The sequence below is a fragment of the Vreelandella neptunia genome (assembly GCF_034479615.1).
GTDB classification, from domain to species: Bacteria; Pseudomonadota; Gammaproteobacteria; order Pseudomonadales; family Halomonadaceae; genus Vreelandella; species Vreelandella neptunia.
On sequence record NZ_CP140255.1, the window covers coordinates 2,267,040 to 2,280,044 of the forward strand.

Genomic DNA, 13,005 nt, shown 5'->3' on the forward strand with positions numbered 1-13,005 from the left:
TTTTTCGTACTGAATGCATCACTCTCGAACGCTTTTCCACTTTTGCAGGAGTTTTTATGGCGACCGTTACCGCTAGCACCCCCGCCCTTGGCAGCGTCCGCCTTAACCACTTAGCCGCGCTGGATGTGAAGGGGGCAGATGCAGAAAAGTTCCTCCAGGGCCAGACCAGCGCCCAGGTAAGCTTGGCCGACGGATACTTTGCACCGCTCACCTGTTTTTGTACGCCTAAGGGCCGCATGCTGGCCAACGCGCAGTTGATGCGCTTGGGCGAAGATCATTATCGTCTACTGCTCAGCAACACCTTACTGGACAGCCTAGCGAATCATCTTAAAAAGTTCGCCGCTTTTTACCGCGCTGAACTAACCACCCAACGCGACCTGATATTCATTGGCGCCAGCGATGAGGCCCAAGCTCTTGCGGATCAGTTGGATATAGAGTTGCCTGTTCAAGTGGGCACCCATACCAACAGCGACCAAGCCTGCGTACTCCGCTACCCCGGTGAGACAGCGCGCTGGCTAGTGTGTTTCGATAACGACAGCCAAGTCGATGTGGCGTCGGTTCAGGATGACCAAGCGGGCCGTAATGCTTGGCAGCTTGAGGATATTCGTAGCGGTTTGGCGTGGCTAACCGATACTCAGCAGGATCACTTCTTGCCTCAGATGCTTAACTGGGAAGCGCTGGGTGGTATTAGTTTTAAAAAGGGCTGTTACACCGGTCAAGAAGTCGTCGCCCGGGCGCACTTTCGTGGTCAGGTGAAAAAGCGCTTAATGCGTATCAGTATAGAGACTACAGCGCTGCCTGAGGTGGGCGCTAGCGTAGTCAACGATGACGATAAAGCGGTTGGCGAAGTGGTAGTCAGCGCTTTTAATGATCAAGGCGGCGTTGAATTGCTGGCGGTAATGAACACCAAAGTAGCCGAAGAAGAAACGTCACTCTTCTTAACAGGAGCGTCAGCGGCTCTTCTCTCGTTACCCTATGCAATTGAGCGCGTTGACCCCGAACAGCTGGCGGTTAGCCTTAACGGCTAGGGCTAGCGTTTCTAGGCAAGCCAAACAGCGTCGCGGCGGTATCACTGCTTTGGGTCGCGACCTGTTCCGCTGTTTGCCCGCGCAAGCTGGCCACAACGTTACACACTTCTGCAACTCGGCACGGTTCATTACGCATCCCCTGATAGCCGCTAAGCGGCATGTCGGGACTGTCGGTTTCCAGCACAAAAGCATCATTAGGCAGCGCCTTAACGGTTCGCCGCAACCGCTTGGCGCGCTCATAGGTGACTGCGCCGCCCAACCCCAGCTTGAACCCCAGGTCGAGAAACTTCGTTGCTTGCTCAATGGAGCCTGAGAAGGCATGAATCAGCCCCGCCTTGGGCAGCGCCAGCTGGCGAAGGCGCTTAGCGACCTTATCGTTGGCGTGGACGCAGTGCACCACCACCGGCAGCGCATGCTGTTTGGCTAGTTTCAACTGGGCATCAAAGTAGTGCCACTGCGCTTCTAGGGTGTCGGTAAAGCGAGCATCAATACCGCACTCCCCCACGGCTATCACCTCAGGGTGCTCAGCGAGCAAATCATCAAGCGCCGTGATATCCGACGCTTGATGCTCATCAATAAAGTAAGGGTGCAGGCCAAGACATACTGACGTATCCACCCGCTCGCCCAGCGCCAGCACCTGCTGCCAACGCGAACGAGCCGTGCCCGGCACCACAAAGTGGGCGACACCCACTGCCTTAGCAGCCCCAAACACCTCAGCCCGATCATCATCGAACTGGGTAAAATCGAGATGGCAGTGGGCATCAATCAGCATTTGCATGCCTGGATAGTTAAAACTTAGTGTTCGCGGGTAGGCTGGAAGCGAATGTCCGGCCAGCGCTCCTGGGTCATCTGCAGATTAACCCGTGTAGGCGCAATATAGGTGAGGTAACCGCCACCATCAATCGCCAGGTTGGCGCTGGCTTTACGCTTAAACTCTTCGAGCTTTTTAGCATCTTCACAGTAGACCCAGCGGGCGGTCTGCACATTGACGCCTTCGTACAAGCAGTCGACCTTATACTCCTCTTTCAGGCGGTGGGCGACCACATCGAACTGGAGAGTACCCACGGCGCCGAGGATCAGATCATTGTTGTCCATCGGCATAAAGACCTGGGTAGCGCCCTCTTCGGAAAGCTGCTGCAAGCCTTTTTGTAGCGCCTTCATCTTAAGTGGATCTTTAAGCCGCACGCGCTTGAATAGCTCTGGGGCAAAGTGGGGTATGCCGGTAAAGCGCATATCCTCACCCACGGTAAAGGTATCGCCGATCTGAATCGTACCGTGATTGTGCAGGCCGATAATATCGCCGGGCCACGCTTCCTCCACCTGAGAGCGGTCTGAGGCCATAAAGGTCAACGCATCGGCAATTTTAATGTCCTTACCAATGCGTACATGGCGCATTTTCATGTTCTTTTCGTACTTGCCTGAACAGACCCGTAAAAACGCGATGCGATCACGGTGATTGGGATCCATATTGGCCTGGATTTTAAACACGAAACCGGTGAAACGATCATCATCGGAAGTGACTACCCGAGTATCGGTTTCGTGGGCCTGGGGCGGCGGCGCATACTCGACAAAGCCATCCATCATTTCACGCACCCCAAAGTTGCCCATGGCGGTACCAAAATAGACCGGAGAAAGCTCACCCCGGCGATAAGCCTCCAGATCAAATTCATGGGAAGCGCCACGCACCAGCTCTACCTCCATACGCAGCTCTTCAGCCTGATCTTCCCCAAGCACGGCATCTACTTCGGGGCTATCCAACCCCTCAATACGCTTATCCTCGGGAATGCGGCTACCCTGCCCCTGGGTATAAAGATGAATCACGTCGTTATAGAGGTGGTAAACACCCTTAAAGTGGCGCCCCATGCCAATCGGCCAGGTCATCGGCGCACATTGGATATTGAGTACCGTTTCAACTTCATCCATTACCTCAATGGGGTCGCGGATATCGCGATCCATTTTATTGATGAAGGTGAGAATCGGCGTGGTGCGAAGACGACACACTTCCATCAACTTAATGGTGCGATCCTCAACGCCTTTGGCGCCGTCGATCACCATCAATGCAGAGTCAACAGCCGTGAGTGTGCGGTAGGTATCTTCAGAGAAGTCCTCGTGACCCGGCGTATCCAGCAGATTGACGATGCGGCCGCCGTAGGGGAACTGCATCACCGAGGTCGTCACCGAGATACCCCGCTCCTGCTCCATCTTCATCCAATCGGACGTTGCGTGGCGATCATTACGCTTGCTCTTCACCGAGCCGGCCAACTGAATGGCGTTGCCAAACAGCAGCATTTTTTCGGTAATCGTGGTTTTACCAGCATCGGGGTGGGAAATAATTGCAAAGGTGCGTCTAAGCCCTGCTTCGTGGGCCAGCTGTGTCTCTTTCATTGTGCCTCTTCAAATATAGGGTCTCAGCGCAGCACTCCATCAGCAGTTTTCGCCAATTAGCCACCGCGCAATGAGCAATGTTTATTGCGCCAATTGTAACGCTTGGAGGCAGCTGTTGTCGCGGGTGGCATCAAACGTGACGCTCTTGAAGACGTCATTGAAAAGGCCATAAAAAAAAACGCTGACCAAGTCAGCGTTTTATCGTACTAAACGGCACAAGTCCGCTGCTAGTCACTAAATACTGTTATCTAGGCGTAGGTATTAACCTGCGTACCTACATTGCCCTCTTTGGCCAAATCAGGCTGAGCGCCAGTGTCCGCAGAGGCCATGGTTTCGGTCACTTGCTGCGCCTGAGTATCTAGCGCTTCTCTAAACACCTGCATTTGCGCTTGCTCAGGAGTCTGCGCTTGGTTCATATAAAGCGACGCGCTAACTGAACTGCTGATGCCTACATCCATATATCCACCTCATGGTGTGTAATGTACCTTTAAACTAGCAAAGCATTAGATCACGCGCAAAAATATCGTTCCCTATTACTAGTACCAGCATCTAATACTATCGGCTAAATTTACCTGATCATTAATGAATATAGCGCTATCTAGAACCTGTCAGCGCGAAATGGTGCCATATCAATAGCCGTCGGCTGACCTTCCATCATATCTGCCAGCAGATGACCGGTTGCTGGCCCAAGGGTAAACCCCTGATGGCCATGACCAAAGGCAAGCCATAGCCCGGGATGCCTGGGCGCAGGCCCAATCACGGGCTTCATATCCGGCAAACAGGGTCTTGCGCCTTTCCAAGGCGCTTCATCGCGGCGTTCACCAAGCGGGAACACCCCGCGCGCGACTTTCTCGGCGGCGCCTAATTGATTGACATCAGCGGGGGCATCCAGACGATCCAACTCCGCGCCGGTGGTCAAGCGGATCCCAGCGTTCATCGGCGCTAATAAATAGCCGACCTCTGCATCCATCACCCAGAAATTTAGCCTGGCCGGCGCTTGAGGCGCGTAATGCATGTGGTAGCCACGTTTTACAAAGGTAGGAAAGTGATAGCCCAATTCTTTAAGCCAGCTTCCCGCCCAGGGCCCTAGCGCCACAACCACGTTATCTACTTCTAACGATTCGGCAGCGGTATTAACCTGCCAGCGGTCACCTATTTGTTGAACCGATTTGATATCCGCCTGCAAAATACGCCCACCATCATTGCTGAACGCTTGGGCATAAGCCGCGACCAACCCCCCGGGGTCAGCAACCGTCCAGGGGTCTAGCCAGTGAATCGCACCGATAATGGTGTCACTCAACGAAGGCTCTTTCTCCTCAAGTGCAGCCTTATCCAGTTGCTCAAACTGTACGCCATATAGGCGCCGCGCTTCTTCAGCCTCTTTTATCCGTGCGGCGAGTTTTTCAGGGGTGCGATAAAGCTCAAGCCACCCTTGTCGGCGCACCAAGTGCTCGGCGCCTGCGGCGTCAATCATCGGGCCGTGGGTTTTCAGCGAAAGCTGAATCAGTGAGGCGTATTCGGGCACAATTTTTTGGTAAGCCTTGGGCGCAGAGTTCATCCAGTAGCGCAATAGCGGGGAGGCAGCGTTGACCATACCCGCAGGACGGTAACGAATATCTACCCGACGGTTAGGTAAAACGCTAAGTAGCGTTTTAACGTCGCGGGGGAAAGGGTGAGGCCTAACCGCTTCACGCTGAATGATACCCGCATTGCCAAACGAGGTTTCGCGGCCAGGCTGAAGGCGATCTACCAAGGTGACCTCATGCCCACGCTGGCGCAAATGCCAGGCAATGCTGACGCCGACCATGCCTGCTCCCAAAACTACCGTTTGACGCGCCATTATGATGCACTCCCGTTTTAGCAATTATGAACCACAATTGAAGACCGATAACTAATTGAAAAATATCACCAATCCATACGTATTAACATAGTCGAAAACGCTGTTTTAATTCTAAAAATCAGCAATTAATGCTGCCATTGGCGTTAAAAAGGATGACTTCACTATTAGCGGCATAACAATTGCTTAGTTCCTATTAGGAAACCTGAATGGCAGTCGGTTAACACCAATGCAACGGCTTCCCACCCATCCGCGCAAAACCATCAAAGCACCAAAAAGAAGCGCACTTGCACCAAAAGTTGCTAAGGAAAACACTATGCCTGCCACGCTAGATTTGCATAGCCCACTGCTTGACACACTCTGGGTGCTCTGGGCCGCAGCCCTGGTATTTGTGATGCAAGCAGGCTTTCTCTGCCTGGAAGCAGGCACTACGCGCACCAAGAACGCTATCAACGTCGCTATGAAAAACGTAGCGGACTTTGCCATTGCCGTCAGCGTTTTTTGGTTAGTCGGTTTTGGGCTCATGTTTGGCGACTCCTACCAAGGCTTAATCGGCACAGCACTGTTTGGTTGGCAGTTAGAAGCTTCCAGCCACTGGGTGATTACCGTTTTTATTTTCCAAGCAATGTTCTGCGCTACCGCCGCTACCATTGTGTCGGGGGCGGTGGCAGAACGCATGCCCTTTGCAGCCTATACCTGGACGGCCCTCTGGATAGCTCTGCTTATCTATCCGGTCTTTGGTCACTGGGCATGGGGCGGACTTTTGGGTGGCGCGGAAGGCTGGCTAGGGGCGCTTGGGTTTGTCGACTTTGCGGGATCCACTGTTGTGCATAGCGTGGGCGGCTGGGTCGCGCTGGCAGCGGTACTCTGTATCGGCCCACGCAGCGGCCGTTTCACCCATGGCAAACCACCCACTGCTTTCCCTTCGGGCAACCTGCCTCTGGCCATGCTGGGCGCGCTGTTTATGATCTTAGGCTGGTTTGGTTTTAACGGCGGCAGCACCCTGGCCGTTACCGAGCAAATCCCCGGCATCATAGCCAATACGGTTTTGGGCGCCGTCGGCGGCATCCTTTCGGGCATGCTGATGGGGCTACGCACTCGGCGTTACGCCGACGTTATGTATGCGATTAATGGCGCCATTGCGGGCTTGGTCGCCGTCACCGCCAGCGCGCACGTGATCTCCTTATCGGCGGCATTTGGGCTGGGTGCGGTTAGCGGCGTACTGATGGTACTGACCAGCGAATGGCTGATAAGTAAACACATTGATGATGCAGTCAGCGCCATACCTTCGCACCTCGTGGCAGGCGTATGGGGTACGCTAGCACTCCCCTGGGTGGCTGACTTAACACTGCTTGATAGCGGCTTGTCTCGATCCGCTCAGTTTGGCGTTCAGTTGACCGGCGTTTTGGTGTGCGGCGTTTGGAGCTTTGGCAGCGCCTGGCTGCTATTCCGAACCACCCGACGCTTCCTGCCCATGCGCGTCTCACCTGAAGCAGAAAAGATGGGCCTCAATCTCGCCGAGCATGGCGCCAAGAATGAGTTGAACCAACTACTTGAGCATATGCGCCAGCATGAACAGCAGGGTGATATGCGCCAGCGAATTGAGGCAGACCCGTTCACCGAAGTGGGCGAAATAGCGGCGAGCTATAATCGCGTAACGGCTGCCCTTGAAAGCGCCGTTGGACATACCCGCGTGATGCTGCGCAATCTCCGTGATGGCGTGATTACCTGGCAGGCAGACGGCACTCTGACCAGCCTTAACCCTGGGGCGGAGCAACTCTTCGAGGTCGAGGCCAAACAGATTATTGGCCAACCTGTCTCGCAGCTATTGCCGACCCGCTCCCTCAGCCCCGGAGCACGCCATGAAATTAAGCGCCGCGGCGCAGATATGCAGGTGCGCTACCTGGAAATACAAGTTAGCGAAGGCGCCAGCGGATCCGCGTCAGAGCGCTCAGGCATGGTGCGCGACATTACCGAGCGCAAACAGCTGCAGGAGCAGTTAAACCGTGAACGCGACCTTGCCCGCACTACCCTGGCATCGATCGGCGATGGCGTTATTACCTGTGACGCTAGTGGCAACGTAACGTTTATCAATGCGGAAGCTAAGCGCTTGACCGGATGGACACTCGAAGAGGCCATGGATAAACCCATTTACATGGTGTATCGATTACTCGAGGAAGCCAGTGGTCAACCGCTAAACAACCCAGCCCGGCAAGTGCTCACCCAACTAACGCCGGTGCACTCCACCGAGCACTGCCTACTGGTGAATCGTGATCACACGCATACCCCCATCCAACACAGCGCTTCACCAATACGTTCGCGCAGCGGCATTACCCTAGGTGCAGTGGTTGTTTTTCAGGATGTTAGCCTCACTCGCCAACTGACCGAACAGCTGAGCTATCAGGTCAGTCATGACAACCTAACCGACCTGCTCAACCGCCGCGCCTTCGAATCGGCACTGACCGCGATACTTAATCGCGACGATGGCCACCATGTGCTGTGCTACCTGGATCTCGATCAATTCAAAATCGTCAATGACACCTGCGGCCATCTCGCTGGAGACGAGCTGCTACGACAGGTGGCGTTAAAACTGAAGAACCATGTGCGCAGCAGCGATATCGCCGCCCGCTTGGGAGGCGATGAATTCGCTTTGTTGCTACCCGACTGCGGTATAGAGCGAGCATTGACGATTGCGGAAGCGCTTCGCTGCGATATTGAGCAGTATCGTTTTTCTTGGCAGGGCCATACCTTTGGCATCGGCGTTAGCATTGGTTTGGTTGAACTCAACGCCACTCAGCCCATGCAGTTGAGCCAGGCTCTCCACGCCTCTGATGCTGCGTGCTACGCCGCGAAAGAGGCAGGCCGCAATCGCATCCACTGCTATCAGCCTGACGATCATGCATTACTGGAAAAACACGGCGAACTCCAGTGGGTGCAACGCTTACAAAATGGCTTGGATAACGACACCTTCCGTCTTTTCGCCCAGCCCATTGCAGCCATTTGCGCCGCTGGCCCTGGCTACCGGGAAATTCTGCTGCGGCTTGAAGAGCATGGAGAGATCATCGCGCCTGGTAGCTTTCTACCCGCTGCCGAGCGTTATCACTTTATGGTGCGCATTGACCGTTGGGTGATTCGTAACACCCTAGCCTGGCTAGGGGATCAAAACCGCCACGCGACGCTGCCAGCTCACAGTTTATGGGGGATCAACCTTTCAGGCGCGTCGCTTTCCGATGCGGATTTTTGTCACGACCTTATTACTCAGGTAGCCATGGCAGGCCTGCCCCACGGCACGCTCTGTTTTGAAATTACCGAGAGCACCGCCATTGCCCAACTCTCAAGCGTGAGTGAACTAATTGTCACCCTTAAAGAGTACGGCTGCCGCTTTGCGCTGGATGACTTTGGCACCGGCCTCTCCTCTTTTAGTTATCTGAAGCAGTTGCCCGTCGATTACTTGAAAATTGACGGTAATTTTATCCGCAATGTGCATCAGGATCCGATTGACCGAGCGATGGTTGAGGCGATTCATGCCGTCGGCAAGGCGTTAGGAATTGAAACCATTGCTGAATTTGTGGAAACCCAGGCAACGCTGGATATTTTGCACCACATGGGCATCAACTACGCACAGGGGTATTTGCTTGGCAGGCCTGAGCCGCTCACCCATATGGCGGGTAACCGCATTAAGGTGATGCCGCGTTAGCTACAACGAGAGGATCCTAAAAGCCAGAAACACAGAAATCCCAGTTAAGGGCATAGTCTCTAAAAAAGGAATTAACTAAAAGAAATGGAAGATAGTAGAAGCAATATATACTGGGGTAATGGGGTGGATGATGGGACTTGAACCCACGACCACCGGAGTCACAATCCGGGGCTCTACCACTGAGCTACACCCACCACAACCTGAGCTTTGTCGAAAACTGCCTGCTCTCGCCGCATTTTCGTACAAATCTAAAAACTGGAAACGCAAATATTGTCACTGGGGTGGATGATGGGATTTGAACCCACGACCACCGGAGTCACAATCCGGGGCTCTACCCCTGAGCTACACCCACCAAAGACAATCTTACGTAGAACAAATAGTATGCGCTTGAAGATATGATTCTGACAGGTTGTTACCACTGAATTAGGTGGCACGCCCAGCAGGAATCGAACCCGCAACCTACGGCTTAGAAGGCCGTTGCTCTATCCGGTTGAGCTATGGGCGCACATATAGTATTCATTACAAACGAATACCGATGAGCACTAGACCACAACTGCAGCTTGGAAAAGCAAACTACTACCTTTCATGCTAAGTGATTGGTCGGGATGGAGGGATTCGAACCCCCGACATCCTGCTCCCAAAGCAGGCGCGCTACCAGACTGCGCTACATCCCGATTTTCATCACCTTAGACGCTACCGTGCTGCCCGTCTCAAGCGAGGCATATATTACTATTTTTAATTTTAAAGTCAACCATTAAAGTGATTGTTAGTGAAGGCGCTTTGCCTGGATGCCCCAGCGTGCGAAAATTACAGTCTTTAAAGCGCTGCTGCATGAGCGCTTTAATGCCTAGGCCATTTTTAACATCCACAGGGATTCCATTACATGACCGCCCAACTAATCGATGGCAAAGCCATCGCTGCTACAGTCCGCCAACAGGTTGCCGAAAAGATCGCTGCACGCCGTCAAGCAGGCGGGCGGGCACCGGGACTAGCCGTGGTTGTGGTCGGGGACGATCCCGCCTCTCATGTGTATGTGAGTAATAAGCACCGCGCCTGCGAGCAAGCAGGCATTATCTCCTTTCAGCATGCTCTGCCCGCTACAACCTCACAGCATGAGTTGGAAACCCTGGTTGACGAACTGAACAGCGACCCAGCCGTGGATGGCATCCTGGTTCAACTGCCGCTACCCAAGCATCTCGATGCTGGGCCAATTTTAGAGCGTATTCTTCCGGGCAAAGATATCGATGGTTTCCACCCCTACAACATTGGTCGCTTAGCCCAGCGTATGCCCGCCCTGCGCCCCTGCACGCCGAAAGGAATAATGACCCTACTGGCACAGAGTGATATTGAGCTACGCGGCTTAGACGCCACCGTGGTGGGCGCTTCTAACATCGTCGGCCGCCCGATGGCGCTAGAACTAATGCTAGCGGGTTGTACGACCACCGTTTGTCATCGCTTTACGCAGAACCTCAAAGAGCACGTAAGCCGCGCCGACATTTTAGTCGTGGCTGTCGGCAAACAGGGTGTTGTCAACGGCGAGTGGATTAAGCCCGGCGCTATCGTGATCGACGTGGGTATTAACCGCCAGAACGATGGCACGCTTAAAGGCGATCTTGATTTTGCAGCCGCCGCCGAACGCGCTAGCTTTATCACCCCCGTCCCCGGAGGCGTTGGGCCAATGACCGTTGCAACGCTGCTGGAAAATACCCTTGAAGCCGCTGAGCAGCACGATTTAGCTCTCTTAGAGCACGCCTAAATTAAACAACATTACCCTTTTATGCAGGAGCATGGCGCAGTGAAGCGTATTGGTATTATTGGCGCAATGGCGCAGGAAGTAAGCACGTTGGTGGGCCAGCTGGATAACCCCCAGCGATATGAGCACGCTGGTTTTGTATTTCATACCGGCACGCGTTACGGCCTTGAGATCATCGTACTGCAGTCGGGGATTGGCAAAGTCAACGCCGCGGTAGGCACCGCTATTTTATTAGAGCGCCATCAGCCCGACGCCATAATCAACACCGGATCCGCCGGTGGCTTTGCCGCAGATTTAGCCATTGGCGATGTGATTATTTCAGACGAAGTACGTCATCATGACGTTGACGCCGTAGTATTTGGCTACGAGATAGGCCAAGTACCAGGCATGCCCGCTGCTTATTTAGCGGACACATCACTGCGAGAGGTGGCGCGTAACGCCATCGCCTCGTTAGGTGAGGTCCAGGTGCGTGAAGGTTTGATCGCCACAGGTGACGCCTTTATGGCTGACCCTGCCCGGGTAGACGCTACCCGCGCCCAGTTCCCCAGCATGCTTGCAGTAGAGATGGAAGGCGCCGCCATTGCTCAAACGTGCCACCTATACCAATGCCCTTTTGTGGTGATCCGAGCGCTCTCTGATATTCCCGGCAGCGGCGACAACCACCTCTCCTTCGATGAGTTTCTGGAAGTGGCAGCCGACCACTCATCGCGCATGGTTGATCAAATGCTTAAGCAACTTGGCAACGCCTAGCCCGGATGTTGCATCGGGTTGGTCAGCAGCACCCAAATGCCAGGTTTGGTGGCGATGATGCCGCCCAGAGCTGGAAGTTGGCTATATATTGATCAATTTCCTGAGCTCAAGGCGCATTTCCCCCTACCCCCATGTGTTTTCTGTGCCGGGGACAGCACGCCGCGGCGCTATCCCGGCACCAGCTTGCTGGCCAGCTTCAGGAAGAGGTCCTGCTCCGGGTACTGGCTGCTCAACATCAGCCGAATCGTGCGCGTGTTGCGGGTGATGACAGCGCCGATCTTCAGCAGCTTCAGGCGGAGGGTGTTGACCTGGGCCTGGGCGAAGGCGGTGCGCTTGAGGTAGACCCGGCGCAGCCGCTCCAGCAGCAGGTAGGCCAACCCCGACAGCAGCAGTCGGTACTGGTTGGGCCACCATTCGTGGCAGCTGGTGCGGTCGGAGAACAGGAACTGCTGCTCCTTGATACGGTTCTCCATCTCGCCCCGAGCACAGTAGCGGTGGTCATAGAGCCACTCGGCGCTGCAGCCGCGCAGGCTGGTGACCACATAGCGGGTGTTGAAGCCACGCCGGCTGGTCTCGGACTTGACGATGACCTTTCGTCGACGCTCCTTCCAGCTCTTGGCAGCGTACTCGATGAAGCCGAAGACACGCTCCTTCTCCCAGGTCTTCTCGAAGCGGATGGCCGACGCGTAGTCGATGTTCAGAGCCAGCTTGGCCAAGCGCTTGTTGCCGGCGAGGCCGATGATGTAATCGACGCCGTGGCGGTCACACCAGTTGAGGATCAGTGGACGGCAGAAGCCGCTGTCGCCTCGGAAGACGATCTTCACCTCAGGCCACGCCTGGCGCAGCCGCCGGACCAACAGGGCGAGGATGGCACCGGCGTGGTGAGCGGCATCCAGCGAGGCCGGACGCAGATAGCTGACCAGCAGCTGGTCGCCACAGAATACGAACAGCGGCAGGAAGATGTAGTGGTTGTAGTAGCCGTTGAAGTGCCGCCCGAGCTGCTGGCCATGCACCCGATCGTCGGTGGCATCGAAGTCGAGGTAGAGCGGTTTCTTGGGTGGCCGCCGGAACGAGCGGATGAACTGCTCGATCATCTCTTCGTGGATGGTGATCGCCCAGTCCCGGTCGGCTTGCTGCTCGAAGCGGCACAAGGTGGACTGACTGGCCAGCACGCCATCGGTATCGACGGCGGTCTGCAGGGCGATATCGTGACGCAGGGCCTGGTGGTCATTGAGATCCTCATAGCCCAGCGCCAGGCCGAACACGCGCTGCCGGACCAGGGTTTCGGTGCGATGCAGGCAGCGCTGAGCGTCGCGCTCGTCGCTGAGCCGGCGAGCGACGGCGCGGGTCAGGCCCATCTCGCGATCGAGCTGCCGCAGCAGCAGGATACCGCCGTCGGAAGTGAGATCACCGCCATCGAAACGGGCGATGACCTGACGGCCTTTGCAGCGTGGAAAGGAAGCGGACGGCGTGGTACATTTTGTCATGGCGGCTGAGGCGGTTGGTTCTTGTGTAGGAGCTTGAATTATAACCGATTTTCAGCCGCCTTTTTCAT

9 protein-coding genes and 4 tRNA genes are annotated in these 13,005 nt (G+C 55.1%); 4 read left to right on the plus strand and 9 right to left on the minus strand.

All coding sequences use genetic code 11. The features are described 5' to 3' along the window. The first annotated feature begins 56 nt into the window (after positions 1-56). The gene (ygfZ, locus tag SR894_RS10515) at positions 57-1,028 is read left to right on the plus strand and encodes a CAF17-like 4Fe-4S cluster assembly/insertion protein YgfZ (RefSeq protein WP_133732531.1); all 972 of its coding nucleotides are present in this window, start codon (positions 57-59) and stop codon (positions 1,026-1,028) included. Here the strand turns inward: ygfZ and SR894_RS10520 are convergent. From SR894_RS10520 to SR894_RS10535, 4 genes are all read right to left on the minus strand, one after another. Beyond that, the gene (locus SR894_RS10520; RefSeq protein WP_133732532.1) at positions 1,018-1,800 is read right to left on the minus strand and encodes a TatD family hydrolase; all 783 of its coding nucleotides are present in this window, start codon (positions 1,798-1,800) and stop codon (positions 1,018-1,020) included. The genes ygfZ and SR894_RS10520 overlap by 11 nt on opposite strands. Positions 1,801-1,823: 23 nt before the next feature. Next, positions 1,824-3,413 (minus strand): peptide chain release factor 3, encoded by a 1,590-nt coding sequence (locus SR894_RS10525; RefSeq protein WP_133732533.1) that lies wholly within the window; start codon positions 3,411-3,413, stop codon positions 1,824-1,826. A gap of 248 nt (positions 3,414-3,661) precedes the next feature. Then, positions 3,662-3,871 (minus strand): putative motility protein, encoded by a 210-nt coding sequence (locus SR894_RS10530; protein ID WP_133732534.1) that lies wholly within the window; start codon positions 3,869-3,871, stop codon positions 3,662-3,664. Positions 3,872-4,011: 140 nt separating this feature from the next. Next, on the minus strand, positions 4,012-5,253 hold the full coding sequence (locus SR894_RS10535; protein WP_133732535.1) for an NAD(P)/FAD-dependent oxidoreductase: 1,242 nt from the start codon (positions 5,251-5,253) through the stop codon (positions 4,012-4,014). Between the two features lie 313 nt (positions 5,254-5,566). On the opposite strand from SR894_RS10535, the gene amt reads away from it, so the two are divergent. Next, entirely contained in the window at positions 5,567-8,947 is a 3,381-nt protein-coding gene (gene amt / locus SR894_RS10540; RefSeq protein WP_223288888.1) for an ammonium transporter, read from the plus strand. A gap of 119 nt (positions 8,948-9,066) precedes the next feature. Here amt and SR894_RS10545 read toward each other — a convergent pair. The 4 genes from SR894_RS10545 to SR894_RS10560 all read right to left on the minus strand — a co-directional run bounded on the left by SR894_RS10545 (position 9,067) and on the right by SR894_RS10560 (position 9,621). After that, positions 9,067-9,141, minus strand: a tRNA-His gene (locus SR894_RS10545). Between the two features lie 83 nt (positions 9,142-9,224). Next, positions 9,225-9,299: transfer RNA gene (locus SR894_RS10550), tRNA-His, on the minus strand. A gap of 76 nt (positions 9,300-9,375) precedes the next feature. Beyond that, a tRNA-Arg gene (locus tag SR894_RS10555) sits at positions 9,376-9,452 on the minus strand. 92 nt (positions 9,453-9,544) lie between these two features. Further along, positions 9,545-9,621, minus strand: a tRNA-Pro gene (locus SR894_RS10560). Positions 9,622-9,830: 209 nt separating this feature from the next. Between SR894_RS10560 and folD the strand changes: the two genes are divergently transcribed. Together folD and mtnN are read left to right on the plus strand one after the other, a co-directional pair. Next, positions 9,831-10,703 (plus strand): bifunctional methylenetetrahydrofolate dehydrogenase/methenyltetrahydrofolate cyclohydrolase FolD, encoded by an 873-nt coding sequence (folD, locus tag SR894_RS10565; protein ID WP_133732537.1) that lies wholly within the window; start codon positions 9,831-9,833, stop codon positions 10,701-10,703. A 39-nt stretch (positions 10,704-10,742) separates the two neighbouring features. Beyond that, positions 10,743-11,450 carry a 5'-methylthioadenosine/S-adenosylhomocysteine nucleosidase gene (gene mtnN / locus SR894_RS10570; protein ID WP_133732538.1) on the plus strand — a complete coding sequence of 236 codons (708 nt, stop codon included), beginning with the start codon at positions 10,743-10,745 and terminating at the stop codon, positions 11,448-11,450. Between the two features lie 167 nt (positions 11,451-11,617). Here mtnN and SR894_RS10575 read toward each other — a convergent pair whose 3' ends face one another. After that, positions 11,618-12,937, minus strand: coding sequence for an IS1380 family transposase (locus SR894_RS10575; protein ID WP_031218338.1), 1,320 nt, complete (start codon positions 12,935-12,937; stop codon positions 11,618-11,620). Positions 12,938-13,005 lie beyond the last annotated feature (68 nt).

What these genes read in the sequence shown, in the direction of transcription:
- ygfZ (WP_133732531.1), top strand. Translation starts at nt 57, where the DNA reads ATGGCGACCGTTACCGCTAGCACCCCCGCCCTTGGCAGCGTCCGCCTT.
- SR894_RS10520 (WP_133732532.1), bottom strand. Translation starts at nt 1,800, where the DNA reads ATGCTGATTGATGCCCACTGCCATCTCGATTTTACCCAGTTCGATGAT.
- SR894_RS10525 (WP_133732533.1), bottom strand. Translation starts at nt 3,413, where the DNA reads ATGAAAGAGACACAGCTGGCCCACGAAGCAGGGCTTAGACGCACCTTT.
- SR894_RS10530 (WP_133732534.1), bottom strand. Translation starts at nt 3,871, where the DNA reads ATGGATGTAGGCATCAGCAGTTCAGTTAGCGCGTCGCTTTATATGAAC.
- SR894_RS10535 (WP_133732535.1), bottom strand. Translation starts at nt 5,253, where the DNA reads ATGGCGCGTCAAACGGTAGTTTTGGGAGCAGGCATGGTCGGCGTCAGC.
- amt (WP_223288888.1), top strand. Translation starts at nt 5,567, where the DNA reads ATGCCTGCCACGCTAGATTTGCATAGCCCACTGCTTGACACACTCTGG.
- folD (WP_133732537.1), top strand. Translation starts at nt 9,831, where the DNA reads ATGACCGCCCAACTAATCGATGGCAAAGCCATCGCTGCTACAGTCCGC.
- SR894_RS10575 (WP_031218338.1), bottom strand. Translation starts at nt 12,937, where the DNA reads ATGACAAAATGTACCACGCCGTCCGCTTCCTTTCCACGCTGCAAAGGC.